General features: G+C 36.1%; 28 protein-coding genes and 2 tRNA genes. 13 read left to right on the top strand and 17 right to left on the bottom strand.

Annotation, left to right across the window (positions count from 1 at the left end; all coding sequences use genetic code 11):
* Window positions 1-22: 22 nt before the first annotated feature.
* From GWI68_RS19480 to GWI68_RS19460, 5 genes are all read right to left on the bottom strand, one after another.
* Window positions 23-1,081: a linear amide C-N hydrolase gene (locus tag GWI68_RS19480; RefSeq protein ID WP_166541356.1), complete on the bottom strand. Its 1,059-nt coding sequence runs from the start codon at window positions 1,079-1,081 to the stop codon at window positions 23-25.
* A gap of 152 nt (window positions 1,082-1,233) precedes the next feature.
* Complete coding sequence (gene pykF / locus GWI68_RS19475; RefSeq protein ID WP_109408695.1) at window positions 1,234-2,646, bottom strand: pyruvate kinase PykF; 1,413 nt, start codon at window positions 2,644-2,646, stop codon at window positions 1,234-1,236.
* A 453-nt stretch (window positions 2,647-3,099) separates the two neighbouring features.
* Window positions 3,100-3,176, bottom strand: a tRNA-Val gene (locus GWI68_RS19470).
* A 29-nt stretch (window positions 3,177-3,205) separates the two neighbouring features.
* Window positions 3,206-3,282, bottom strand: a tRNA-Val gene (locus tag GWI68_RS19465).
* Window positions 3,283-3,431: 149 nt separating this feature from the next.
* On the bottom strand, window positions 3,432-4,805 hold the full coding sequence (locus tag GWI68_RS19460; RefSeq protein ID WP_109408696.1) for an MATE family efflux transporter: 1,374 nt from the start codon (window positions 4,803-4,805) through the stop codon (window positions 3,432-3,434).
* Window positions 4,806-5,118: 313 nt separating this feature from the next.
* On the opposite strand from GWI68_RS19460, the gene GWI68_RS19455 reads away from it, so the two are divergent.
* Complete coding sequence (locus tag GWI68_RS19455; protein WP_109408697.1) at window positions 5,119-5,775, top strand: riboflavin synthase subunit alpha; 657 nt, start codon at window positions 5,119-5,121, stop codon at window positions 5,773-5,775.
* Between the two features lie 98 nt (window positions 5,776-5,873).
* On the opposite strand, the gene cfa is transcribed toward GWI68_RS19455, so the two are convergent.
* Window positions 5,874-7,028: a cyclopropane fatty acyl phospholipid synthase gene (gene cfa / locus GWI68_RS19450; RefSeq protein WP_109408698.1), complete on the bottom strand. Its 1,155-nt coding sequence runs from the start codon at window positions 7,026-7,028 to the stop codon at window positions 5,874-5,876.
* A gap of 306 nt (window positions 7,029-7,334) precedes the next feature.
* Entirely contained in the window at window positions 7,335-8,552 is a 1,218-nt protein-coding gene (punC, locus tag GWI68_RS19445) for a purine nucleoside transporter PunC (protein ID WP_166541355.1), read from the bottom strand.
* 118 nt (window positions 8,553-8,670) lie between these two features.
* Between punC and punR the strand changes: the two genes are divergently transcribed.
* A complete protein-coding gene (gene punR / locus GWI68_RS19440; RefSeq protein WP_166541354.1) occupies window positions 8,671-9,573 on the top strand; it encodes a DNA-binding transcriptional activator PunR in 903 nt (300 codons plus the stop codon).
* A gap of 22 nt (window positions 9,574-9,595) precedes the next feature.
* Here punR and purR read toward each other — a convergent pair whose 3' ends face one another.
* Both purR and sodB read right to left on the bottom strand, forming a co-directional pair.
* Window positions 9,596-10,621, bottom strand: a complete 1,026-nt coding sequence (gene purR / locus GWI68_RS19435) for an HTH-type transcriptional repressor PurR (protein ID WP_036937255.1) — start codon at window positions 10,619-10,621, stop codon at window positions 9,596-9,598.
* A gap of 489 nt (window positions 10,622-11,110) precedes the next feature.
* Complete coding sequence (sodB, locus tag GWI68_RS19425; RefSeq protein ID WP_166541353.1) at window positions 11,111-11,689, bottom strand: superoxide dismutase [Fe]; 579 nt, start codon at window positions 11,687-11,689, stop codon at window positions 11,111-11,113.
* 376 nt (window positions 11,690-12,065) lie between these two features.
* Here sodB and GWI68_RS19420 point away from each other — a divergent pair, with 376 nt between their 5' ends.
* The 3 genes from GWI68_RS19420 (at window position 12,066) to GWI68_RS19410 (ending at window position 13,562) form a co-directional block, all read left to right on the top strand.
* Complete coding sequence (locus GWI68_RS19420) at window positions 12,066-12,590, top strand: hypothetical protein (protein ID WP_166541352.1); 525 nt, start codon at window positions 12,066-12,068, stop codon at window positions 12,588-12,590.
* 29 nt (window positions 12,591-12,619) lie between these two features.
* Entirely contained in the window at window positions 12,620-12,979 is a 360-nt protein-coding gene (locus tag GWI68_RS19415) for a hypothetical protein (RefSeq protein WP_166541351.1), read from the top strand.
* A gap of 139 nt (window positions 12,980-13,118) precedes the next feature.
* The gene (locus tag GWI68_RS19410) at window positions 13,119-13,562 is read left to right on the top strand and encodes a hypothetical protein (protein ID WP_166541350.1); all 444 of its coding nucleotides are present in this window, start codon (window positions 13,119-13,121) and stop codon (window positions 13,560-13,562) included.
* 185 nt (window positions 13,563-13,747) lie between these two features.
* Here the strand turns inward: GWI68_RS19410 and GWI68_RS19405 are convergent, their stop codons facing one another.
* Complete coding sequence (locus GWI68_RS19405) at window positions 13,748-14,566, bottom strand: sulfite exporter TauE/SafE family protein (protein ID WP_227336807.1); 819 nt, start codon at window positions 14,564-14,566, stop codon at window positions 13,748-13,750.
* 544 nt (window positions 14,567-15,110) lie between these two features.
* Here GWI68_RS19405 and GWI68_RS19400 point away from each other — a divergent pair.
* The gene (locus GWI68_RS19400) at window positions 15,111-15,575 is read left to right on the top strand and encodes a hypothetical protein (RefSeq protein ID WP_166541349.1); all 465 of its coding nucleotides are present in this window, start codon (window positions 15,111-15,113) and stop codon (window positions 15,573-15,575) included.
* A gap of 353 nt (window positions 15,576-15,928) precedes the next feature.
* Window positions 15,929-16,267 carry a Grx4 family monothiol glutaredoxin gene (locus GWI68_RS19395; protein ID WP_072070287.1) on the top strand — a complete coding sequence of 113 codons (339 nt, stop codon included), beginning with the start codon at window positions 15,929-15,931 and terminating at the stop codon, window positions 16,265-16,267.
* 132 nt (window positions 16,268-16,399) lie between these two features.
* Here the strand turns inward: GWI68_RS19395 and rnt are convergent, their stop codons facing one another.
* Window positions 16,400-17,038, bottom strand: coding sequence for a ribonuclease T (gene rnt, locus GWI68_RS19390; RefSeq protein WP_166541348.1), 639 nt, complete (start codon window positions 17,036-17,038; stop codon window positions 16,400-16,402).
* Window positions 17,039-17,133: 95 nt separating this feature from the next.
* Complete coding sequence (gene gloA, locus GWI68_RS19385; RefSeq protein ID WP_036937247.1) at window positions 17,134-17,541, bottom strand: lactoylglutathione lyase; 408 nt, start codon at window positions 17,539-17,541, stop codon at window positions 17,134-17,136.
* 182 nt (window positions 17,542-17,723) lie between these two features.
* Here gloA and GWI68_RS19380 point away from each other — a divergent pair, with 182 nt between their 5' ends.
* Together GWI68_RS19380 and slyA are read left to right on the top strand one after the other, a co-directional pair.
* Entirely contained in the window at window positions 17,724-17,963 is a 240-nt protein-coding gene (locus GWI68_RS19380; protein ID WP_166541347.1) for a DUF1289 domain-containing protein, read from the top strand.
* A gap of 453 nt (window positions 17,964-18,416) precedes the next feature.
* The gene (gene slyA, locus GWI68_RS19375; protein WP_109408705.1) at window positions 18,417-18,845 is read left to right on the top strand and encodes a transcriptional regulator SlyA; all 429 of its coding nucleotides are present in this window, start codon (window positions 18,417-18,419) and stop codon (window positions 18,843-18,845) included.
* Window positions 18,846-19,019: 174 nt separating this feature from the next.
* Here slyA and GWI68_RS19370 read toward each other — a convergent pair whose 3' ends face one another.
* A complete protein-coding gene (locus GWI68_RS19370; RefSeq protein WP_109408706.1) occupies window positions 19,020-19,487 on the bottom strand; it encodes a glycine zipper 2TM domain-containing protein in 468 nt (155 codons plus the stop codon).
* A 221-nt stretch (window positions 19,488-19,708) separates the two neighbouring features.
* Between GWI68_RS19370 and anmK the strand changes: the two genes are divergently transcribed.
* From anmK to pdxY, 4 genes are all read left to right on the top strand, one after another.
* Entirely contained in the window at window positions 19,709-20,821 is a 1,113-nt protein-coding gene (gene anmK, locus GWI68_RS19365) for an anhydro-N-acetylmuramic acid kinase (protein WP_166541346.1), read from the top strand.
* Window positions 20,822-20,866: 45 nt separating this feature from the next.
* Entirely contained in the window at window positions 20,867-21,520 is a 654-nt protein-coding gene (gene pdxH, locus GWI68_RS19360; protein WP_166541345.1) for a pyridoxamine 5'-phosphate oxidase, read from the top strand.
* Window positions 21,521-21,650: 130 nt separating this feature from the next.
* Window positions 21,651-22,925 (top strand): tyrosine--tRNA ligase, encoded by a 1,275-nt coding sequence (gene tyrS / locus GWI68_RS19355; protein ID WP_072067950.1) that lies wholly within the window; start codon window positions 21,651-21,653, stop codon window positions 22,923-22,925.
* 121 nt (window positions 22,926-23,046) lie between these two features.
* On the top strand, window positions 23,047-23,916 hold the full coding sequence (gene pdxY / locus GWI68_RS19350) for a pyridoxal kinase PdxY (RefSeq protein WP_109408709.1): 870 nt from the start codon (window positions 23,047-23,049) through the stop codon (window positions 23,914-23,916).
* Between the two features lie 95 nt (window positions 23,917-24,011).
* On the opposite strand, the gene GWI68_RS19345 is transcribed toward pdxY, so the two are convergent.
* From GWI68_RS19345 to GWI68_RS19330, 4 genes are all read right to left on the bottom strand, one after another.
* Window positions 24,012-24,503: an SMI1/KNR4 family protein gene (locus tag GWI68_RS19345; RefSeq protein WP_166541344.1), complete on the bottom strand. Its 492-nt coding sequence runs from the start codon at window positions 24,501-24,503 to the stop codon at window positions 24,012-24,014.
* 21 nt (window positions 24,504-24,524) lie between these two features.
* A complete protein-coding gene (locus tag GWI68_RS19340) occupies window positions 24,525-24,983 on the bottom strand; it encodes a hypothetical protein (protein ID WP_166541343.1) in 459 nt (152 codons plus the stop codon).
* A gap of 168 nt (window positions 24,984-25,151) precedes the next feature.
* Window positions 25,152-25,763 (bottom strand): glutathione transferase GstA, encoded by a 612-nt coding sequence (gene gstA / locus GWI68_RS19335; RefSeq protein WP_166541342.1) that lies wholly within the window; start codon window positions 25,761-25,763, stop codon window positions 25,152-25,154.
* A 198-nt stretch (window positions 25,764-25,961) separates the two neighbouring features.
* Entirely contained in the window at window positions 25,962-26,663 is a 702-nt protein-coding gene (locus tag GWI68_RS19330; RefSeq protein WP_166541341.1) for a DUF3592 domain-containing protein, read from the bottom strand.
* Window positions 26,664-26,847 lie beyond the last annotated feature (184 nt).

Raw genomic sequence — 26,847 nt, 5'->3', positions numbered from 1 at the left:
TTATTATTGCTCATGCTTTTATCTATAAATTACCTTCTAAATTTACTTTTATGAAAATAGGTTCTGCCTCATTTTTAAATGCTTCAAGCGTAAATTTTTGGAAGTTAAGATTGTTATACCCTCTAAAAAAGAGTATTCCTCGTTCTAAATCAGTGAGCGTTGTCCACACTGAAAATTCACTAGTATGAAGCGCTTTTAACGTGTCATGGCCTAGTAATGGATCGATTGTGGAATTTTTAGGACGATCGAAACGGTTCATGATATGTGCTAATTCAACGAGTTGTATATCAGGATCAGACACCTGGTGATAATACGTTGTATAGTAAACCGCACGAATAAATCTATCGACAGAAGTATCAGAGCTTGGTAAGGAAGCTAAAGCAATCCCGCTATCTGGTTGTTTGACTTTAACATTTCCCAATGTGCTGGTGGAAATATTAACATTAGAAAGATGAGTGTAATTATTTAAGTTAATAAGATGCCATGGAAATAATGGGCCATTGGTCATGCAATAAGTCGGATTATCATAAATATGCAAACGACCATCAGAAACTTCAACAACAATACAAGCTCCAGTTTTATCATAAAAAGCATAATGAAAAGGGCTGGGTAAATTGCGTAAAAGTAATAGTTTTTGTGACCAAAAAGCCGTCTTAGGAATGGCTTGTCTTAACTCTTCAACGGTTGCATATTGTGCTAAAGCCCATTCACCGATGGCCGCAATAGGTACTGATGTTGCGTAATCTTGCGGGGTAATATCATCGAGTTTTGAATCAGGAAGCATATTCAAGCTAAAAGAAAGGCCTTGAGCATTGACGCCCTCAAGTACGTCTTTTGTCCCTTCTAAATTAATTGGCGCTGTAATGGCAATAAAAGGGTATTTAACGGCATATTTTAGTCCTGGTGTACCGTCAGGAGCATTCTGTTGGAAAGTATGTGCTTTAGGATAATATGCAAAGATTGAAGCGGGTTTGTCTGTTGAGAATTCCATTGTTCTACCATGGTAAATACGATTTTTTTTATCTTTAATCGCGAGGGTAGTACAAGCAAAAACATTAGTATTTATTGTGTCATCAGACATTTTATATCCTTATTTAGCGTATATGAATAAAAGGCTTACTAAAAGGATAGAAGAAGTGGAAAAGAAAAGAGAAGAAATAAATAAAATATGGGTGAATAATAAAAAACGCCACTTAAAAAGTGGCGTTTTGAATAATTAATGTACTATGTGAATTACAGAACGTGAACAGATGAAGTATTTGTTGTTCCGCTATCAACTAATGCGCCTGTTACCATAACAACGCGATCGCCAGCATGAGCTAAACCACTCGCTAATGCGGCTTCTTTACCGATACGGTAGAAGTCATCAGTAGAAGAAATTTCGTTAACTAATTGAGTTGTTACACCTTTAACCAACAGAAGTTGACGAGCAGTTTCTTCATTGTTTGTTAATGCTAAGATTGGTGCTGTTGGGAAATATTTACGGATAGAACGTGCTGATTTACCGCCGAAAGTAGCAACAACGATAAGTGGTGAATCTAAGTTATCAGCCATTTCAACCGCACCGCGACACACTGCTTCAGTAACACGCAGTTTTGCACCTTTTTGGCTTACTTCGAGACGTGATTTCATGATGCGGTCAGTACGATCACAAATCGTGGCCATGATAGTTACCGCTTCTACTGGGTATTTACCTTTCGCACTTTCACCTGACAGCATAACTGCGTCAGTACCATCTAAGATAGCATTCGCAACGTCACCCGCTTCAGCACGAGTAGGGCGTGGATTTTTGATCATTGAATCTAACATTTGCGTTGCAGTGATAACCACTTTGCGCGCTGCGTTACATTTTTCGATCATCATCTTTTGTGCAAAGATAACTTCTTCAACTGGGATCTCAACACCTAAGTCACCACGTGCAACCATGATACCGTCAGAGGCTTCTAAAATTTCATCGAAATTATTCAAACCTTCTTGGTTCTCAATTTTTGAGATGATCATGATGTTTTCGCCACCGTGTGCTTTTAAGTGTGCACGCATTTCTTCAACATCAGAACGTTTACGAATGAATGAAGCTGCAACAAAGTCAACACCTTGTTCACAACCAAAGATAAGATCTTGTTTATCTTTTTCTGCTAATGCAGGTAAACCGATAGAAACGCCAGGTAAGTTAACGCCTTTGTTTTCACCTAAGTCACCGTTGTTTAAAACTTCACAAACGACTTCAGTATCAGTAACTTTTGTTACTTTCATACCGATAAGGCCATCATCAACTAATACAGTATTACCAACGGTTAAATCTTTTGCGAAACCTTCATAAGTTACAGCTACACGCTCTTTATTACCAACAACAGATTTGTCTGTAGTAAAAGTGAAAGTTTGGCCAGCAACTAAAGCGACATCGTTACCACCTTCTAATTTGATGGTACGAATTTCTGGACCTTTAGTATCTAATAAAATAGCGGCTTTTTTGCCTGTTTTAGCGCAAACGTTACGCAGGTTCTTGATACGGTTGCCATGCTCTTCATAGTCACCGTGAGAGAAGTTTAGACGCATAACATTCATGCCCGCGTCCAGTAATTGATTCAGTTTTTCTTCAGATTCGGTTTTTGGTCCGATGGTGCAAACAATTTTTGTCTTTTTCATGGCAGTCTATTTAATGGTTGTATTGTAATGGATGAATAAGGATTAATGTCGCTATTTTTAATCAACTGTGCGAAACAGAATATGTAAACTCATCTCTAATGGATAAGTTGCGCAACATGTTAATGATCCAGCAACATCATAAAAAACTTGTCACTATTTTGTATCAAAGGTTGGTAGACATCTTACATTATAGTCTATCACGATTCATTTGTTCTGTTTTCTAAAGATGCCCGTAAATCAATACGCTGAAACCTTTCAACAAAATTATGTTTCGTATTATAGAGGTTAATTTCTATGAAGAAAATCGAAAAAAGGTAAATTTAAGTGATGTGATCAAAATACGGTGCTGATTGCTTGTTTTTTAAACGTTTTGTTGCGCAATAAATTTTTGCAAGCCGAATTAATTATTTCGTAGGGTAGGTAAGATGAGTAAAAATCAGAAAAAAAGAGAAATGGTGCGTCCAAGTGGACTCGAACCACCGACCCCCACCATGTCAAGGTGGTGCTCTAACCAACTGAGCTATGGACGCACTGTATTGAGATGTTGTTGAAAAATAAATGGTGCGTCCAAGTGGACTCGAACCACCGACCCCCACCATGTCAAGGTGGTGCTCTAACCAACTGAGCTATGGACGCATTATCTATTCTGGGTAACAACGGGAACGAATATTAACGAGATGATCTGATTCTGGCAAGAGGAAAAACACAAATTTATACTCAACTGCTCGTATTTAAAGCTATTTGTTGATATTTGTGTCATTCTCTTGCCAAATTAACCTTTTTGTTTAACGCTCTGAGCGTAATAACACCACTTCATCAGATTGACGCTGGATCCACCAAATACGGGAACCCATCATAATCGCTGATGCGGTTAAACCAAGAATAAAGCCAATCCAGAAACCGGCAGGGCCCATCGCTTCAACAAAATAATCAGTACGCCCTAAGATATAACCTGAAGGCAGACCAATGACCCAGTAGGCAATAAAAGTAATAAAGAAGATAGAACGCGTATCTTTATACCCACGTAACACACCTGAGCCAATAACTTGTACTGAATCTGATAACTGGTAAAGGGCAGCGAATAACATTAGATGAGAGGCTAATGTCACAACTTCAATATTATCGTTATACATTAAGGCAATTTTTTCTCTAAAGATAATAGAGAAAACGGCGGTACAGCTTGCCAGTATTAAACCAACTGCAAGGGCTGTAATCGCTGAAATACGAGCCTGTTCTGTAGAACGTTGCCCCAAGTTATAACCCACACGGATAGTTGCTGCTATACCCAATGATAGAGGGAACATAAACATCAATGAGCTAAAATTCAGTGCAATTTGATGGCTTGCCACTGCAGTAACGCCCAAAGGTGATACTAATAATGCAACAACGGCGAAAAGTGTTACTTCAAAGAATAATGCCAAGCCAACAGGTAGGCCTAAAAAAGTAATACGTTTTATAGTGTGGAATTGCGGAGGCACTAACCGTTTTACTGGCATTACATCTCGCTGTGTTGGTGCTCTACGCACGTAATAACGCATCATCAAGAACATTGCCCAGAAAACAGAGGCAGTTGCAACACCACAACCTATCCCCCCTAATTGTGGCGCACCAAATTTACCGTAAATAAAGGCGTAGTTAACAGGGATGTTAATTAATAAACCAATAAAACCAATGATCATACCGGGTTTCGTTTTGGATAACCCTTCACATTGACTTCGCAAAACTTGATAATAAAGACAGCCAGGAGCACCCCACATAATGGCGTGGATAAAGCCAATAGCTTTTTCCGCCAATTCAGGTTCAATATCATGCTGTGCTTCAATAATAAATCGGCTGTTATAAAGTATAGCTATAACCATGATTGATAAGAACGTCGCGAGCCAAAAACCTTGCTGTGTACGATCCGCAATATGTTTTCGTTGTCCTGAGCCATTTAATTGTGCAACGATTGGCGTCAATGCCATTAATATGCCTTGACCCAGTAAAATCGTTGGTAACCAAATAGACGTGCCTACTGCCACTGCGGACATTTCTGTCGCATTTACAGCACCCGCCATAACAGTATCAACCACACCCATTGCCGTTTGGGAAAATTGCGCGATGATAACGGGGATACCTAAAGCAAGTAAGCTACGCGCTTCTTTTATGTACTTCTGCACGCATACACCTTTATTTATTATAAGAAAAAGGAAGGAAAGGAAGAGAACAAACGCCGTATTGTTAAAATGGCGTAAAGAGATCCTCAAGAAGGCATATTCTAATGATAAAAGTTTAATTAGCAACGAAAGATGCTTAGCTTTTTAAACACAGGATTTTGATAATTTATTAGGTGTTTTTACGTTATATTTAACGGCAATTCTCAGCAAGGAATAAATACGATAATTGTTCCTTTGTATTAATAAGAGCTATGTTATTCTAACTAGCATAAGCCTAAATTGAGTTTACCAGTTTATCTACCCAAGGAGATGTAAGATGTTTACAGGTATTGTTCAGGGAAAAGGGCGAGTTATTGCTATAGAAGATAAAGGCGATTTTCGTACCCATATCATTGAATTACCGAAAGAGTTAGTCGGTAACTTAGAGACAGGAGCCTCTGTTGCGAACAATGGTTGCTGTTTAACGGTTACTAAAATCGAAGGTACGCACATTAGCTTTGATTTAGTGAAAGAGACGTTACGCCTCACTAACCTTGGTGAATTAAACGTGGGCTCTGAAGTTAATATTGAACGCGCAGCTAAATATGGTGATGAAATAGGCGGGCATGTGATGTCTGGCCATATTGTCACAACCGCCGAAGTTGCCAAAATTATTACTTCAGAAAACAATTTACAAATTTGGTTTCGCATCTTCGATAAATCGTTGATGAAATATATTTTGCATAAAGGCTTTATCGGTATTGATGGTATTAGTCTGACTATTGGTGATGTGGTTAATAACCGATTCTGTGTTCATCTTATTCCAGAAACACGAGATAGAACGACACTCGGTCGTAAACGCCTTGGCGATAAAGTGAATATTGAACTTGATCCTCAAACTCAAGCGATTGTGGATACAGTTGAACGTGTTATGGCACAGCAAGCACAGCAACAAGCTTTATTAGCAGCACAGCAAAGTGAAAACGAAGAGTAATAATAACATTATGACTTATTAGCTTTATTGCTTTTTAAACCAGATTAAAAAGAAAGCCAGTCTATTGATTAAACTGGCTTTTTTGTTTTTAATAAAAATTAACGTGGAATTTGTAAACCACCAATTTGCCCTTTAGGGCTTAACATGATTTGCCATAATTGAATATCTCTGGCTCTAAATGCACCAGCACAGGCATTTAGATAATAGCTAAACATGCGTTTAAAGCGCGGTGTGTAATTTGATTCAATCTCTGGCCAACAGGTTAAAAAGCGCTGATACCATGCCATCAGTGTTTTATCATAATCAGCACCAAAGTTGTGCCAATCTTCCATTACAAACTTACCGTCCATGGCATGTGCAATTTTTTGAATTGATGGCAAGCAGCCATTAGGAAATATATATTTACTTATCCAACTATCTACATTCACTTTATCGCGATTAGATCCAATGGTATGCAGTAAAAACAGACCGTCTTCTTTTAAGTTACGGCGAACTACTTTAAAGTAGGTTGCATAATTTTTAGGGCCAACATGCTCAAACATCCCAACAGAAACGATGCGATCAAATTGTTCATGTAAATCACGATAATCTTCTAAAATAATATTAACATCCAGTCCTTGGCATCGTGCCTGTGCCAATTTCTGCTGTTCAACAGAAATGGTGACACCTGTGACAGAAACACCAAAATGTTTTGCTGCGTAAGCGGCAAGCCCACCCCAACCACAACCGATATCTAATAAAGTCATTCCGGGTTTTAAATCTAGCTTCCGGCAAATAAGATCTAATTTGTGTTCTTGAGCTTGTGCTAAGTTATCTGCATTTTTCCAATAACCACAGGAATATTGCATATTAGGATCAAGCATAGATGTAAATAAATCATTACCAAGATCGTAATGCTCTTTACCAACCATCCATGCACGTTTTTGTGTTTGTAGATTAAAAAGACGGGCCGTTGCAATTTTGAAAATATCACGTAGGTTTTGCGGAAGCTTATTTTCAAGGCCTGCACGCAATACTTTATGAAAGAATATATCAAGTCGCTCACAATCCCACCAACCGTCCATATAGCTTTCACCGAGACCTAATGAGCCTTGTTGCAATACTCTTTTATAAAAATTTTGATTGTGAACCTGAATATCATAAGGTTCAGAGCCATTTACTCGAATATCTGCATGAGTTAATAGTTCTATAGCGATCCTTTTATAAGGATCATTAGAGGTCTTTCGGCCTTCTTCTACACAAGATGTACTCATATACTCTCCGGCGTAAACTAAGCGGGTTTTGAGACATAAAGCTAAAAAAGGACGTGTACAGATTGACAGTATTAAAATGGTATTGTGTTCAATATGGATTGAACGAATAGAATTAATAAGACAACTAATCTGACATAATCAGCTAATAATCTGTTTAATGCCTCAAAATCCGAAAGAAAAATAAATAAAACGCCACTACAGCGTATAGATAAGTATAGAGACGTAGATTATTTTTCTCTAGAAAAGAAAAAGGCCATTTTTTATAAAACGGCCTTTTTAAGAATATTCCTAAAAGGAGAGGTGCGGTTATTCTGCTGTTTGAACTGTGTGTTTGCTAACGGATTTATTACGCTGAATAAAGTAGCCAACCGCCATTGGGATCGCTGTTAACGCCATAATTGCTGTGGTGTTAATAAGCGGTTGTTGGCTGATAAATGCAGACACGATAAAACTTGCTAAACTACAAAGACCCAGTTGTAGTGCATTTTGTAATGCGGCTGCTTTACCACTGATTTCAGGATAAGCCGATAAAGCATTAGATACAGCGATTGGATAAGAAGCACCATTCATTGCAGCCATAATACAGAACGGAATTAAGATCGTGGTTAATGTTGGCTCAGTAAATTTAGCAACAAGGTATAATGCAGTCATACTAACAGCATAGCCAATTAACAGCAGTGGTAATAATGCTTTACCCGTCATTTTTGACAGTAAAATACGACAACCATAGCCACCGACCATAAAGGCAATAGTTTGTGGAATATAGCTTAAACCGATATCCTGTGGTGAGTAACCCATCTTCTCAAGAATAATAGGTGAACCTGCTAACCAAGCAAAGAAACCTGCACTACAAGAAGCGTAAACTAATACGTTACCTGTATAGAGAGGGGATTTCAGTAATGTCATAAATGACGCAGTAGATTGGTTTGCATCGGAGACTGATTTTTGTTTAATATTTTTCAGCATTAATGTTGGTAACATTAAAACAAGTGTTACTGCCATTAATAGCATAAAAATCATACGCCAGCCGCCGTGATTTAATAGTGATGCACCAATTAAAGGGGCGAGTGCAGGTGATAATGCAACCAGTGGCATAATTAAAGCAAAAACGTGTTGAGCGCGAGATTCATCGAAGCGATCAATAACTAATGCTTGCCAAATAACAGCCGCAGAGCAGACACCAAAAGCTTGTAAGAAGCGCATCGCAAGTAAACCCGTTGCACTTTCAACCCACAACATACCAAGGCAGCCTAAAGAGAAAAGGCTTAATCCAATAAGAAGAATAGGTTTACGACCAACTTTGTCAGAAAGTGGTCCCCAAAGTAACTGAGCAACAGCAAAACCAAATAAAAAGATACTTAAGCTATTACTGATAGCGCTTTCGCTGATAGCAAGTTCACGCTGCATCATACCGAATGCAGGCAAGTACATATCAATTGCTAAGTAACCCAGCATACTCAAACCTGCTAGGTACACCATGAAGCTCATAGGTGTTTTTGATTGTGTGGACGTTTTAGTATTCATTTTATTTTCTATGCTATGTGATGTAGAACATTTTATGTATTGTAACTAAGACTTATTTTACTTGTGAAACGGGAATATTTGGTTAATGCTGTGAAAAATTTTCAAAGGAATAAACTCTATGTGGTCAGAATACTCTTTAGAAGTTGTCGATGCAGTCGCAAGAACAGGAAGTTTTAGCTCCGCTGCTCAAGAATTGCACAGAGTGCCCTCCGCCGTTAGTTATACTGTTCGGCAATTAGAGGAATGGCTCGCCGTTCCTTTATTTGAGCGCCGTCACCGTGATGTAGAATTAACCGATGCGGGTAAAATTTTCATCAAAGAAGCGCGATCTGTTATCAAAAAAATGAATGACACTCGACACCTATGTCAACAGGTTTCCAATGGGTGGCGTGGTCAATTTAGTATAGCAGTTGATGGCATTGTTAAACCCGAAAGAACACAACAACTTATTCTCGATTTTTATCGCCATTTTCCTGATATTGAGTTGTATGTCTACCCAGAAGTGTTTAATGGGGTGTGGGACTCCTTAGTTAATGGTCGTGTTGATTTAGCCATTGGTGCAACAAGAGCGTCACCGATTGGTGAACGTTATAGTTTCAGGGATATGGGTTTTATGCCTTGGCGCTGTGTTTGTCATGTTGATCACCCATTAGCTAAAGCAGAACATCCATTAACCGATGATGAAATGCGACCTTATCCTAGCTTATGTTTAGAGGATACATCACGTAGTTTACCAAAGCGTGACACTTGGGCGTTAAATAACCAACGTAGAATGGTTGTACCAACATGGGATATGGGGCTTGAGTGTTTGTTGGCAGGATTATGTGTAGGAATGGTACCTTGGCATCGTGCTGAGCCATTGATAGCCCAAGGAAAGCTAGTTACTTTAAAACTTGCACAGCCATTGCCAGACAGTCCATGCTGTCTGACGTGGGTTGATAAAAGTGAATCGCCTGCTTTAACGTGGTTGTTAGATTATCTTGGAAATAGCCAAACCTTAAATGAGGAATGGCTTCGCTAGACATCAGATAACTGAATAGGAATTAGCGACGATAGTCGATAAAAGGACCATCAGCAACTGAACGACGCTCAACCAATCGAGGGTGTACTTCGATTGTTTGGGCATCTTCACGTTTGTTAACGATGCGATCAAGCAACATTGATAAGGCCATTTGACCTAAACGTTCTTTGGGCTGGTGGACTGTGGTTAGTGCAGGGGTAAAATAACGTGCATTACGAATATTGTCATAACCTACGATTGAAATATCAAAAGGAACACGTAAACCTAGCTCATCTGCAGCACAGATTGCACCCATTGCCATCACATCACCGCCACAAAAAACTGCAGTAGGGCGTTGTTTTTGATTTAGCATTTGATACATCGCTTTATAACCTGACTCAGGTTCAAAGTCACCTTGTACAATCCACTCATCTTTTACTGTGATTTTGGCTTCTTCCATGGCTTTTAGAAAGCCTTGTAGACGACCACCACCGGTGTTGCGCTCTAATGGTCCAGGAATAATACCGATATCACGATGACCTCGTTCGATAAGATAACGGCCAGCGATATAACCACCATGAAAAGCGTTATCGATAATAGTATCTGTAAAGTCGCCACGGGCCTTACCCCAATCCATGACAACCATGGGAATATTACGATAGCCTTCCAAAAGAGTCAGAAGATGATCGGGATATTCAGAACACATCACTAATAACCCATCAACGCGTTTTTGTGCCAGCATCGCTAAATAGGCTTTTTGTTTATCAAGATTATTATGTGAATTACATAAAATCAGTGTATAGCCTTTGCTATAACAACTGTTTTCAACTGCTTCAATCACTTCAGCAAAGTAAGGAGCTTCACTGGACGTGGCTAACAGGCCAATAGATTTGGTGTGATTGACTTTCAAACTACGCGCAACGGCACTAGGCGAATAATTTAATTCTTTTATAGCGGCCCAAACTGCTGCCCGTGTGTTCTCAGCAACAAAACGTGTTTTGTTGATCACATGAGAAACAGTCGTGGTTGATACGCCTGCGCGTTTTGCCACGTCTTTTATTGTTGCCATGGTGTGGAAAACTCCTGACCTTCATTGGTCTCTTTTATCTAATTTTGTGGTTTAACTGCCAGTATAGTCATACATAGGGCAAACACTGGCAATAATTTAGCGATTAGCTATGAATTTTGTATGATCTAGCTCAAAAGTGAAAGTATTAATCAATGTTATAAATTGTGCACTGGTCGCTATTTTAGCAAATTTTGATATGTGATAATAATTAACCATGACAAGGTTATGGTTAATAACGTGTATTATAATCATATTGAGGGAGATATAGATGGATACGGATCTGAAATTTGGTTTGAGCACAGCAGTAGCAGCGCTTGTTATGATTGTTTTATTTTCAACTATGTTGTTCTAATCACTGCTTTATAAAATATCCGATCAATTGTAATAATAAATTATCGAATATCTGAATATAACAAAGGGCTCAAGGCCCTTTGTTATTATGTCACCAAAAATGAATCACAATCATTCACTTTTGATCACTAAGTTCAATTAAGCTAGGTTAGCTTCAACAAATGACCAGTTAACCAGTGCCCAGAACTCTTCTAAATATTTAACGCGGGCATTACGGTAGTCGATGTAGTAAGCGTGTTCCCATACATCCACAGTTAACAGAGGTTTGTCTGCACCTGAAACTGGCGTTGCCGCATTAGAGGTGTTAACAATGGCAACTGAACCGTCAGCTTTTTTAACTAACCAAGTCCAACCAGAACCGAAGTTTTTAGCGGCTGCATCATTAAATTGCTTTTTAAACTCTTCAAAAGAGCCAAATGCTTTGTTGATAGCATCAGCAATTTTACCTGTTGGTGCGCCACCTGCATTTGGTGCTAAACAGTTCCAGTAGAAAGTGTGGTTCCATACTTGAGCCGCGTTATTGAAGATGCCACCATCAGTAGATTTAATGATTTCTTCTAAAGATTTGCTTTCTAAATCAGTACCTTTAACCAGATTATTTAAGTTGGTTACATAGGTTTGGTGATGTTTACCATAGTGGAATTCTAATGTTTCTTTAGAGATATGTGGCTCAAGAGCATCTAACGCATAAGGTAATTTTGGTAATTCGAAAGACATTGCGTACTCCTTTATACTATCTATTTCGGGTTTTGTGCCTGAAATCATTTCATCTAAATTGATAAAATGAGGCAAATGAATCACTAATTTGTTGCTATTTTGCTAATTATTTTAACAAAAACCTGCTGAAATAACAGCTAAATATATTTTATCTATAGTTATAAGCCATATAGATTAGTAATACTCATAAGAGTATATCCCTCTTGCTTACACGTAAAGTAGCAAAATCGCATTTATAATGAGATAGGTAAAAATAAAAAAATAACAATTTAATGCTGTTACGATAGCTTAATGAATCAATTAACATTGTGTGGTTCAGGAGAAGTAGTTACAGCTCATATAGGGTAATGAACTTGTTTTTAAAGGAATATACAATATGAAAAAGCTATTTATAGCTATTGGCATGATAGTATTTTTATCTGGTTTTGGTTTTAAAAGTAATGAACCTTTGAAATTAGATTTTGGAAGATCAATTGATGATATTCCTTTTATAAAAAATGGCGTGTGTGAAACAGAGGAAGATATTGTCACTTGTTTTTTTAATAATGAGCCTCCGTTTGAGAAAGACTCTGATAGAAATGCATTAAAATTTTATAAAGGTAAATTAATTGGCGTAGAGCTATCCTATTTTGGTGGCGATGACATTGATTCGGTCTGTGATCTTTTAGCTCAGAAAATGAAAAATATTTATCCTTTAGTTAAAGATAAAAAAGCATTGTTAACAGAGGTAAATAACTGTAAGGAGTTAGAGGTAATCGAATATGAGTCATTAAGTGAGAATAAAATATTTGTATTTTCTGATATAGAGAGTATTGAGGCTAAAGAAGGGGATATAGAAATAATGTATTCACATAAGCCTTATTATTTATACATTTATCGTCGTAGCGATATTGTAGATTAAATTTACGCAAATAGAGTGTAGGAGTTAAAATGAGTTATAATATTGCATTATTTGATTTTCCTATTCCGGATGATTTTGAAAAAGCGTGTGAATACTTCGAAAAATATGAAGATGAAGATATTCAAGAATTAAGCCCATCAATGTTGCGTTTTTATCAAGAAATTTCTTATTTATATCCATGCCTTTGCGAATTACCTGATGATGAAATAGATGATAGTGTGTGGTGTGATGGGCCTTTAATTAATAACTTTATGACCAAAATCCCAGTTATTGGTTTTGTTTACTCTAAAGTAGATGAAACTCTTCCTGTGGTTATTAAATTAGCAAATAAAATAGGAATTTCAGTCCTTGATTGGCAGCAAGGAACGGTATTTAATGCTAAACAATAAAATGATATTTGAGATGATATAAGGGTTGATTTAAATTCTCCGATAATAGTTTAAATTTTTTCAATGGAGTGATAAAAGCATGCATGGAAGTATAATTTTTAAGTATTTTTCTATAAAAAATTTAGTTCAGAGTCTATTTTTGCTTATTTTTTGTGGTGTGCTAAATGGCTGTAGCATGTTCTATGGTATTGCATGCAGTACCAGTATTTTATTTACACCGTCAGAATCACAAGAAAAAATCTATATGCCAGAAGCTGTTGTTAATCAAAATTATGATCAACAGATTGAAATTGGGGTATTTTCTGGTTTAGCTCCATATTATATTGTGGAAAGTCCTGAATGGGTTACTGTGACATTAATGATCAAAAATAAAGATGGGGAGTGGCTTTCTCTTATTACAGATGAAGATTGGCAAAAGCATGTCATGCATCAAGACGAGCGTCCTATCATTTTTGCTCATTTACAAGGAACAGCACCTAAAAGTGGCAATGTACGGATAAAAATAAAAGCCACAGTAGGGCGTACTATGTGTGGTACAACGGATCCTGTTTTTGCTTTACAAGTCAAAGTGAGAAAAGAATAAGCTATCCGTGATACTTAAATATATTTGTTTTAATTAGGTGAAGATTACCTAATGAGATTCGTTCATTTTATTTTATCTATAAATACCCTAACTTACTAAAATCTAACATTATTAGAAATGTTAGATTTTAGTATTGCTTGTTTTTATAGAATAATTTAACGGAATATGATTTTCAGAACAGGCGCTTATCCTGTAATAAGCGTATACATCATTTTCACTACGACTAAGAATAGGAATAATGCAAATATTTGACGAACTCTAGGAATTGGTAGGCGATAAGCAACTTTAACACCGATAGGTGCGAAGAGTATGCTAGTTATGCTTATTCCGATAAAGGCAGGTAAATAGATAAAACCCAAGTAATAATCATCAATATTTGTTTGATTCCAACCGTAGACAATACCCATGATTGTGCCGATAGAAGCAATGATGACACCAATCATTGAAGAGGTTGCAATACATTTACGTGTATTAAATCCCCAATGACTTAAAAGAGGGATAGTAATAGTGCCACCAGCAATGCCGATAAAGCTGGATATAAAACCAATTAAAGAGCCACCACTTGTTAAGGCAGGTTTTGAAACAACAGGATCTTTTACGTTTTCAATGCGTTCCGCTTCTTTCTTTTTAGTTAATAAACCATAGATGGTATATACCATGAAAATACAGAACACGATTTGCAATATCGTGTTTGACATTTTTTGTACTAGAAATGTCCCCACAAGCATACCAATGATAGTGCCAATGGATAATAAAGGAAATTGTTGCCATAAAATGGCTTTATGCTTGTTATGGGAATACGCCGAAGATGCAGTGGAAAATATAATAACAGAGAATGAGGTAGATAAGGCTATCTTCATCACCATATCTGTTGGGATGGCTTGCTGGCTGACCACATACATGACCACTGGAACAATGATTGCACCGCCGCCAATACCAAGTAATCCAGCAAAAAAGCCAGTGATACATCCCACTAAAAGAAACAGTAAAATCATGTCCATCATTAATACTCATCAGGGTTTATAACAAACTCATTTATATACATTATATCCTTTTAAGAAGGTAGCGTTTTATCTTAATGTATAGATTATGAAATTTAATGTGTTGATATTGATATGAAAATTGTTATTTCTTTTCTTGCTATTTTTTTAATATGAAAGAATATATAGCTAAATATAATTCAAATAAAGAAATAAATTAAATATTTAATCTTGGATTTTATAATAAATTCTACTTTTAAACTATAAGCTAAAAATAATTATATTAATTTTATAGGGATAATAAATCGGAATATGACTAGCTTGTTTTTATTTATTTATGGAAGCCTAGGGTGGCAAGATTTTTCTTATTTAAAATAAGATAACGAAAAGTTATAGTACTATTTTTTCATGTTCTATACTTTTAGATCAAAATATTAAGCTATTTAGAAAGAGTCATACATTTATCCATAATGTTGGCGAGGGCGTTGTTTTATTTAATTAAAATAGATTTTTATCTTATTGGATTTATATTTTATCTATTTTTTTTTGACTTTATAAAGGAATTTGTATGAAGAAGACGGTGTTATTATTATCTATAATCACATTATTATCAGGGTGTAAAATAAACGAGGCAATTCGTTCTGTTAATAGTGCTGTAAACCAAATAGTTCCATCGATGGAATCTCCAGTAACTGAAGCGACTTATGCAGAAATATGTAAGGACTTTAGTGATAATGAGATAGCAGCTAAGAAAAAATGGAGAGGAAAGTGGGTTATTTTTGAAGGAAGAGTGACCACTATTGCAAGTTTGGAAGAAGTAGTCAGATATGACCTCTATAAACCAACACCACCTAAAGTCATTGCTATTTCATTTAATAATAAAGCTAGTGCTTCATATACTTTAAAACCAAGTGAAGAAGAAAATGTTCTTAAAATTAAGAAAGGACAAACTGCAAAAATAAAAGGTGAAATAACTGATATTGCTAATACTCTGGGTTGCTTGATCCTTTTAGACAACGGAACCATACAATAATAATTCATATAATTAAGCTAATCGATTCGAGCACTGAGAGTTTTCTCAATCGAAATGTTCTCAGCCTCTTAATTGAGGCTTTTTATTTTATTCGTATTTTAGCTCGTAAATGTGTTGGTAGTAGGTAGTGAAATAATGAGATAAAACACACTCATAAACATCTGTAACGTATTGATTTATTTTCTATGCATCATCGTGCACTTTCTCGTCAATAGTATTGCGATTTAACACCAACCTATTGTTTTATATTGATAACTAAACTTATATAGAGCTTTCCAATATAAAGTGGTATTCTTCTTTCATGTTTTCCCCTATAAAGCATATTGAATATAAAAGGCTGTAAGGACTTACAAATGACGACTATTGAAAAAATTGAACGCCAGATCAATGAAAACCCAATTATTTTATACATGAAAGGTTCACCAAAATTACCAAGTTGCGGTTTTTCTGCTCAGGCAGTTCAAGCTATCTCTGCTTGTGGTGAGCGTTTTGCGTATGTTGATATCCTGCAAAACCCAGATATTCGTGCAGAATTACCAAAATATGCACACTGGCCAACTTTCCCACAATTATGGGTAGATGGTGAATTAGTCGGTGGATGTGACATCATTCTAGAAATGTATCAGCGCGGTGAATTACAGAAGTTACTAAAAGAGACTGCTGATAAATATCGTGGTGAAGAAGAAGCCTAATTATTATTTTTTCTTTTAACAGATTGATATTAAAAGAAATAAAAATAAATTAAGTATTCAATAAGAAAAGCCAGTTCAGTGATGAACTGGCTTTTTTCTGTTATTCATATTGTTATCATTGAAATAATAGAATTAAGGTGTTGGTAATGGCCATCCACCGAGCTTTTTCCAGCGATTAACTAACTCACAAAAAAGTAATGATGTGCGATTCGTATCATATAACGCACCATGAGCGAGTTTGCTATCAAAAGGTATTCCTGCAGTGATACAGGCTTTAGCTAAAATAGTTTGCCCCAAAACTAATCCACTTAACGCCGCTGTATCAAAGGTGGCAAAAGGATGAAAAGGGTTTCGTTTTAACCCTGTTCGTTCAGCCGCAGCCATGACAAAGCTATGATCGAAATTTGCATTGTGCGCTACAATGATAGCGCGGTTACAATCAGCATCCTTCATTCCTTTGCGTACCATTTTAAAAATTGCATGCAAGGCTTCATATTCACTGACTGCGCCACGAAGTGGGTTTGTTGGGTCAATGCCTGTAAATTCTAAGGCAGCAGGTTCTAGATTAGCACCTTCAAAGGGATCAACATGAAAATGTAGCGTATTATCAGGTTTTAACCAACCTTGTTCATCCATTTTTAATGTAATGGCTGCAATTTCAAGTAAACCATCTGTTTTTGCATTAAATCCACCTGTCTCAACATCAATAACAACAGGGTAGTAACCTCGAAAACGGTTACAAAGCTTATTGGGATTATTTATTTCAGGCATCAAATTGTACTTATCCGATAAAAATAAAATATCGGAAATTAATAATAAGCAAGGCCAGAAAGATAAATAGATTATCTTTCTGGTTTAAATAAAAATCAGTTACCTAGTGCGTGACTTGCACTTTTATTTTCGATGAGTTCGATTTTGTACCCATCAGGATCTTCAACAAAAGCAATAATAGTTGAGCCTCCTTTAACTGGGCCTGCGTCACGGGTAACATTACCGCCAGCTTGACGAATAGCTTCACAGGTTGCTGCAACATCATCAACACCCAGCGCAACATGGCCAAAAGCCGTTCCCATTTCATAGCTGTTTACACCCCAGTTATAGGTTAACTCAATAACCGCACCGGTGCTCTCATCACCATAGCCAACAAAAGCTAACGAGTATTTATATTCCTCATTCTCGCTAGTGCGTAGAAGTTGCATACCTAATACTTTGGTATAAAAATCGATAGAACGTTGTAAATCGCCTACACGAATCATGGTATGAAGTACTCGCATATAAACCTCTCGTGTTTTTTAATGTTAAACCTTACAGATAAACTGATGGCGCAGTACTATAGCGCGTTAGAGCCCTAAAGTTCAATTTTACTACACCCTTAACAGTTCAATCAGTGCATTGTGCAGATAATCTCTCCATTAACTATACTCTATAGTAACAAACAACAGGGGGGGGAAATCAAATGCAAGATCAATTAGAATTTTTTGATATTCCTAGCCCTTGTATTGGACGTTGTGAAATGAATGCTCAAGGTTACTGCATGGGATGCTATCGTAATCGGCAAGAACGATTTAATTGGTCAACAATGAGCACACAAGATAAAAGAAATGTATTACGCCTTTGTCAGCAGCGTTATTTAAGATCATTTAAAAAAGGAGGGGCGACAATAGAAAAAGAAAATGAACAACTTAATTTATTTTAAATGTTCCACTTATTTTTTAATCTTGAAAAATAAATGAAGTATTGTTTTAATTCATTTTTGTTATTTATTATAGTTAGTTGGTTTATTATTTTTTCTTTATTAATATAATTATATCTATTAAAAATATTTCTAATGACTATTTATTTGTAATTGCATGATAACAAAAATATTTTTCTTTACGGGGGGGTAAATCGTGAAATAATGATTGTTATTATGTAAAAAAATATAGATTAGTTTTTATAACAAGGTTATTCTTTATGAACTTTCGTTGTCAGAAAGAAAATAAATTAATCAAGTATTGAAAATAATTACTTATCTAATAAATAGGAATATAATTATATTAGTTATTAAAGGTAAATATTTTAATTAAAAAGAATAGGTAAATGTTGTATTAAAAATGAATATCTAAACTTTGCAATAAGTTGACTGAAAATACTAATTAAGGAGAGATAAGTGGAATCAACATTAGGAGCAGATTTGGCGCGTTTAGTTCGATTATGGCGTGCTTTAATTGATCATCGTCTCAAACCATTAAAATTAACTCAAACCCATTGGATCACTTTGTATAATATTAGCCAATTACCACCAGAGCAGTCACAAATTCAATTGGCTAAAGCTATAGGTATAGAGCAACCATCTTTAGTAAGAACACTAGATCAACTGGAAGAAAAAAAACTGATATGTAGACATACATGTGCAAATGATCGTAGAGCAAAACGTATAAAATTAACAAACGAATCTGAACCTTTTATTAATGAAGTCTATGCAGTTATAGAACAAACAAGACGAGAGATATTGGGTGATATTCGACGAGATGAGATTGAAACGTTAATTGGTATTATTCAAAAGTTGGAAAAAAATATAAATAGACTAAATAGCTAATAATTTCAAAATCAATATATAATCTATTTAAATAAAGATTAATTACTATTGTGATAATAATTATTACGTGAGGGTAATAAATAGGTAGGTTATATATTTAATCTCTCTTTAAATTTATTATTATAGATCATAAAAAAACAGGCAACATTAAGTTGCCTGTTTTTTATCCATGAATTATCGAGGAGATACAGTTAAATTATTTCCATTACCAATAACAGCAACACGTTGACCTTGGCTATAAACAGTATTATCTGCTTTTTGAACGATTGCCACAGTTTTACCGCTATCTAGACGAACTTCAATTTGAACACCTTTGGTAGTATTTAATGCACCTTGTGCTTGTTGTCCAGCCATACCACCTGCGATTGCACCAGCTGCTGTTGCAAGGTTACGGCCTGTGCCACCACCAATTGTGTTACCTAACATTCCGCCAAGAACAGCACCACCAATGGCACCTAAGATATTCTCATCACTGCCTGCCTGAATATTAACCGCACGAACAGAAACAATCGTACCATAAGTAATATTTTGCGCTTGTTTAGCTTGGCTTGCTGTGTAAGTGTCGCCCGATAATGAACTTGTGTTCACACAACCAGTAAGAACGGTCATCGTAAAAAGACCAATAAGTAAATGCTTAAACATAGTTACTCCTAAAGAAAACCTGAGGTACATTGTTCAGGTTATACCAATGTTGTCTAGTATCAGTTATAGACTATTTTTTACTTATGTCGACACTGATTTTAATAATATATAGCTTACTATATAGTAAAGGCCGATAGTAAAAACAGAAGAGATTTCTGAAAAAAGAGAATATAACATTATATGTTAAAAATTTGCATCATCTTGATTATAAGGAAAAGAACATGAGAGCAGGGCGATACATTGGCGTGATGTCTGGCACAAGCTTAGATGGTGTTGATGTTGTATTAGCTGCAATCAATAATAAGTTCGTTGCACAACAAGAAACTCATTTTTTACCTTATCCACAACTTCTACGTCAACGTATTTTAGCTGTTTGCCAAGGACAACCCACTACTCTACATGAGCTAGGCTTATTAGACGCACAATTAGGAGAGCTATATGCTCAAGCAATTATAGAGTTACTGGCAAAAGTAAAACTGAGTGCAAGCGATATTACGGCGATAGGGTGCCATGGACAAACGGTCTGGCATGAACCTGAAAGTGATATGCCATTTACTATGCAAATCGGTGACAACAATCGTGTGGCTGCATTGACAGGGATCACCACTGTCGGTGATTTCCGTCGTCGTGATATTGCATATGGTGGACAAGGCGCGCCTTTAGTGCCTGCTTTTCACCTTGCAGTATTAGGGCATTCTATCGAGAGACGTATTATTTTAAATATTGGGGGTATTGCCAATATTTCATTATTATTGCCTGGTGTTGCAGTAAAAGGCTATGACACTGGCCCTGGCAATATGTTGTTAGATAGCTGGAACTGGATACACAACCAAACGCCTTATGATGATAATGGGCAATGGGCAGCAACTGGAAAAGTAAATGCTGCATTATTAAAAGATATGCTGTCTGATCCTTATTTTTCTCGTTCAGCACCTAAAAGTACCGGGCGAGAATATTTTAATACGCAATGGTTAAACTATCACTTAGCAAGAGTACCTAATGTTTTCCCTGAAGATGTACAAGCCACTTTAGTTGAATTAACCGCTATCAGTATTGTGCAACAAATACAATTAAGCGGGGGATGTGAACGTCTTTTAGTCTGTGGTGGAGGTGCTAGAAATGGGCAAATTATGCATCGTTTGGCCTCATTATTACCAGGCACAGAAGTAGCACCTACAGATAAATATGGTTTAAGTGGTGATGATATGGAAGCGCTTGCATTTGCTTGGCTCGCAGCTAGAACTATTGCCAATGAATCAGGAAATTTACCTTCTGTCACAGGGGCATCAAGAGAAACCGTTTTAGGGGCGATTTACCCTACAAATCCTCGTTAAGCGTGATATGCTGAATGCAGTTTCTCAAAAGAGAGAGAATGAAAAATGACAGATCTTGATTTTATTGATGTTGCTGATTTACGCCGTGAATATATGAAAGGTGGATTACGACGTCATGAACTAACTGAACAGCCATTGGTATTGTTTGAGAAATGGCTAAAACAAGCTTGTGAAGCGCGTTTAAGCGATCCTACAGCAATGTGTGTTGCAACTGTTGATGAAAATGGACAACCTTACCAGCGTATCGTGTTATTAAAGCACTTTGACGAACATGGATTAGTTTTTTACACCAACTTGGGCAGTCGTAAAGCGAGTCATTTAGAGCATAACCAAAGAGTGAGTTTGTTATTTCCTTGGTATCCCTTAGAAAGACAAGTCTGTTTTTTAGGGAAGGCAGAAAAACTTTCGCCTATTGAAGTTTTAAAATACTTCCACAGTCGCCCTAAAGATAGTCAAATTGCGGCTTGGGCTTCTCAACAGTCTTCTCGCATTTCTGCAAGAGGCGTGTTGGAAAGTAAGTTTATGGAATTAAAACAGAAATTCCAAAATGGAGAAGTCCCATTACCGAGTTTCTGGGGTGGATATCGTGTGACATTTGAATCTGTTGAATTTTGGCAAGGACGAGAAAATCGTCTACACGATCGCTTTATTTACCAAAAATCACCACAAGGATGGGATATTGAGCGATTAGCACCTTAATGGTGCTAATAAATTTGTCTCAAAAAGTCTTTTTCTACTGGTACTTAACGTAGTGGCGCTTTATGCTATACCACTTGTGTTTCACTTATATTTTAAATAGACAAAAAACAATAAACCGATGGAGTCATTGATGTCTAGCAAGAACCTAATCACACAATTGCAGGAGCGTGGGCTAATCGCTCAGGTCACGGATGAGGCAGCTTTAGTAGAGCGTTTGGAGCAAGGTCCTATCGCTCTCTATTGTGGCTTCGATCCTACCGCTGATAGCCTGCACTTGGGGCATTTGGTTCCTTTGCTGTGTTTAAAACGATTCCAACTAGCCGGGCATAAGCCTGTGGCGTTGGTGGGTGGTGCAACGGGTCTGATTGGTGATCCTAGTTTTAAAGCCACCGAGCGCAAACTGAATACCCAAGATACTGTTCACGAATGGGTAGAAAAAATTCGTAAACAAGTGTCACCTTTCTTAGATTTCGACAGTGGTGAAAACAGTGCGGAATTAGCAAACAACTATGACTGGTTTGGTCAAATGGATGTGCTGACATTCCTGCGTGATATCGGTAAACACTTCTCTGTGAACCAAATGATCAACAAAGAAGCGGTTAAACAGCGTTTAAACCGTGACGATGTGGGTATCTCTTTTACTGAATTCGCCTATAACCTATTACAAGCTTATGACTTCGCGTCATTAAATACGCATTTAGGTGTTGAATTACAAATCGGTGGCTCTGATCAGTGGGGTAATATCACTTCAGGTATCGATTTAACCCGCCGTTTCAATCAGAAACAAGTATTTGGTATGACTGTACCATTAATTACTAAATCTGACGGAACTAAATTCGGTAAGACAGAAGGTGGTGCGGTTTGGTTAGATCCTAAGAAAACAAGCCCATACAAATTCTATCAGTTCTGGATCAATACAGCAGATGCTGACGTTTATCGCTTCTTAAAATTCTTCACCTTTATGAGCATTGAAGAAATTAATGCACTTGAAGAAGAAGATAAAAATAGCGGTCAAGCGCCTCGTGCTCAACGTGTATTAGCAGAACTAGTTACGGGTTTAGTTCACGGTGAAGAGGGATTAGTCGCTGCTAAACGTATTACAGAAAGCTTATTCTCTGGTGCAATTGCAGACTTAACACAAGCTGATCTTGAACAATTAGCACAAGACGGTATGCCGACAATTGAATTAGAAAAAGGCAGTGATTTGCAACAAGCGCTGGTTAACGCAGAATTAGTTCCTTCTCGTGGTCAGGCTCGTACAATGATTGGCTCTAACGCTGTTTCAATTAACGGTGAAAAACAAGACAATCCTGAATACGTCTTTGAAGAAAAAGATTTCTTATTTGGTCATTATTCTATTTTACGTCGCGGTAAAAAACACTACTGCCTTGTTATCTGGAAATAATTGACAGTAAAGGGCAGCCGGTGAGTTGCCCTTTTTCTTAATAACAATAAATAACGTATATACCTCGCCTATGATGATAAAGCTTGGGTGTTGTGTGTATTCACAATAATCGGTTTATGTCATGAAAAATATACTCTCTATTCAATCTCATGTTGTTTTCGGTCACGCGGGTAACAGTGCTTCTGAGTTTCCAATGCGTCGGATGGGTGTGAACGTTTGGCCTTTAAATACAGTGCAATTTTCAAACCACACACAGTACCCAGAAAAATGGACTGGATGTGTTATGTCAGCAGAACATATTACAGAAATTGTTGATGGTATTGCCGCAATCGGCAAGCTCTCACAATGTGATGCTGTACTAAGTGGTTATTTGGGATCGGCTGAACAAGGTTTGCGTATTGTTGATATCGTTAAAAAAGTAAAACAAGCCAATCCTAACGCATGGTATTTTTGTGATCCTGTGATGGGGCATCCTGAAAAAGGTTGTATTGTCCCTCCTGCAGTTTCAGGTGTGCTGTGTGAAGAAGCTTTACCAATTAGCGATATTATTGCCCCTAATCTTTTAGAGCTTGAAACATTAAGTGGTGGTAAAGCACTTCACAACGTTGATGAGTGCGTAAACGCTGCTCGTGAATTGTGTAAACAAGGCCCTAAGATTGTATTAGTAAAACACTTATCACGTGCTGGATATCGCCATGATCGCTTTGAAATGCTGTTAGTAACCGCAGAACATAGTTGGCATGTTAGTCGCCCATTAGTTGATTTTGGTGAGCGTCAACCCGTGGGAGTCGGTGATTTAACCAGTGGTTTAATGCTGGTGGATTTACTCAAAGGGGTTGAGTTACAAACTGCATTAGAACACGTTGCCGCGGCAGTTTATGAAGTGATGCTCAAAACGAAAGAAATGAATGAGTACGAATTGCAACTCGTTGCTGCACAAGATCAAATGGTGCATCCAACACATAGATTCTGCGCAACACAGATAGATTAATTGCAATAAAACAAATTTGATTAGAACCAGAACGGAGGCTTAATAGTTTCCGTTTTTTTAGGAGCCAGTTGTAAGATATCAATGGATTATACGTATTATAAGCCGTCTATCTCATCTTCACTCATTAGATTATTGATAAAAACATCAAATGAAGGAGCTAAATAGAGTTGAGCATTTTTATGGTTTTCTTCAAGAGTTAGTTCATCATTAAAGAGATCTATCGCATAAAATAGCACACTATTATCATCTTGATTAATGCAGAAAAAATTCCCACCCCAATCAATAGCAAAGGGGATGATGTTTTGAGGAATAACTTTTTTTTCAATCATATAATAATAACAATTATCGAGTAATGAAGTACTACTATCTAAAGTTAAGTTACAGTGTTTTATGGATTTAAACTTTGCAATTTCAAGAGGTTCAATATCATTATTGATATAATACCAACTCTTTAAAGGGACTCCTCCATTAAATTGTAGGTAATGTTCAACAAAATCATTAGAAAATTTATATTTTAAATTATTCTCCAATTGTTCTATTTCAAACAAAGAAATGTTTTTTTCGCAGTGTTCGAAATTATTATTCATTTTATTTCCTTTATTTTTATATTAACTTTCTTTTTTTAGTAAGTTTTCTATATTTTGAAAATCAATAGCATAATCATTAAGAACAATACCTTTAAAGGTTACTAACTTATTAAAAAATCCTTGAGCATGTAATGCCATTGTTTTTATAAGCAGGTGTTTATTAATAAACGATTTTCTTGAACTGTTAGCATTGATGGTAATGAGCACGTTTTCATTGATAGGCTGAAATTTTATTTCAATAGGCTGGTCAGGAAAGTTGGTTTTAAACTCTTGATTTTCATTTATTTTAACTAAACCTTCGACTAGATAGCTCCATAGTTGGTCAACATAATCCCACATGCTTATATCGATTATTTTAGTATTATAAATAGATAATTCTATGGCACCTTCAATATAGAAAGTATCTTTTAATAAACCATTATAGTCATTGATATTAATAAAATTATCTCTTATTTTTAAGTAAGTCGAAACGTTAATCATGTAATATCCTATTAGCCTAGTAAAGTCATTTCCCTGAGTACTTTTTAGATACAGATATGAAAGTGTATTACTTTAGATAACCACATTTATTGTCTGTGCATTTAAAAGAGAATAGCTCAAGTAATTATATGTCACTTGAGCTATTTAAATTAAAAAATAGAAAAGAGATTACTCTTTAATTAACCCCTCAGTAATCAGTGCGCTATGTACATTAGGGCGTTGTGCAATGCGTTTTAAGTAATCTTGTAGATGTGTTAGATCAGTTAAATCTAAGCCAACATGCGGTGCCCATTGGCTTAATGTAAATAAATAAGCATCAATAACAGTAAAATACTCACCACATGCAAATTTTTGTTTGCTTAAGATATCATTGATATAAGCAAATTTACTTTTGAGTTTGGTTTTAACCACTGGTAGGTAGCTTTCAGGAGTATCTGGTGAAAATAGTGGGCTATAACCTTTATGAACTTCACTCGCAAGAAAATTTAACCATTCTATTTGGTGATAACGTTCTAATGTTTTTGGTGGTGCAATTAAATTTCTATCTGGTTTTAAGTCTGCAAGGTATTGAACAATAGCAACGCCTTCAGTCAGAATATCACCATTATCTAATTGAAGGACAGGAACCTGCCCTTTAGGGTTGATGGTTAGAAAATCTTTACCTGACTCTGTTTTTTTAGCACGTAAATCGATGCGTTCAATAGAGAAATCTAGGCCCGTTTCACGTAAAACGATATGAGGGGAAAGTGAGCAACTACCCGGTGTGTAGTACAATTTCATATTGAATAGCTCCCTATCAATGAGATGGTGATAATGACTTACGGATATCAAAAAATATCTTCATTAACATAAGATAATAAGGCGTTCTAAGAAATTAGCAAACTCAAATGATGCGAATGAAAAAGGCTTTTGTAAATCTGTGAACAAGACAGATAATTGATGAAATTATAAGAAAATAAGTATTCTTTATATTAATTATCATTCTTCAAATGAAGGTAGGAAAGAAATATCAAGGTAATAAATCTTGGGATTTCTCTTATCAACATAGACTGTAACCAGTTCTTTATTAATATAAGGAGTGGGATCAAAAAATATATAACCACTTTTATAACGAATTAAACGATTATTTAATGTGTCATGATAATCTGCAATGATTTGATAAGGAGAACGGTGATTAATTCGAATATTATTATTAATAATGACCTCAGATATTTTTACATTAATAGGCATACCATCACGTTTCAATCGTTGATTTCTATTGGCTTTTCTTCTTATAAAATACAGAGGGATAAGTCCCGTTGAGGCAAATACCAAGCCAAAAATACCTAATATAGTGCCTGCACCATATAAGCCTAAAAAGTTGTTAATTGTCGCTCTTTGAGGATCATTTTGAAGATAAATAACACTAATGTTTTCACCAAGATGAAAACGAGGTGGGTTACTTCCTTCTAGTGAGCGAAAAGTAATTTTTCTATTATCATTAGTAGTAAATTGAATAATAGGGTGATAAACATTTCTCTCATTAGAGGATTGACTCATACTTTGATCAATAACAATACCCGTTGTTTCTATGCCATTTCTTACTAAATGTAATTCTGATTTAATAACAAATAAAGCAACGATAAAAATAATCACGCCGATAATGGCAAAAATATAAAACAGAAATTTAAATTTCTTCATACATTAAATCCTTTTATTAATATGTGATTATTTTATCTGTAATAAGTGAGAAGATTATAGGAATTAACTAAAAAACAAAAGTTATATTTATCTAAAAAGTAATTACTCTAAATATGAAGTTCAAAAAGAGTGAAAACAAGATGAAATATGGATGTTTATCAACAAAAGAGCCAAATAATTAAAC

Origin of the sequence: Proteus sp. G2669, assembly GCF_009915245.1 — a bacterium.
GTDB lineage: Bacteria > Pseudomonadota > Gammaproteobacteria > Enterobacterales > Enterobacteriaceae > Proteus.
This window is presented reverse-complemented; position numbering and strand designations above follow the sequence as displayed.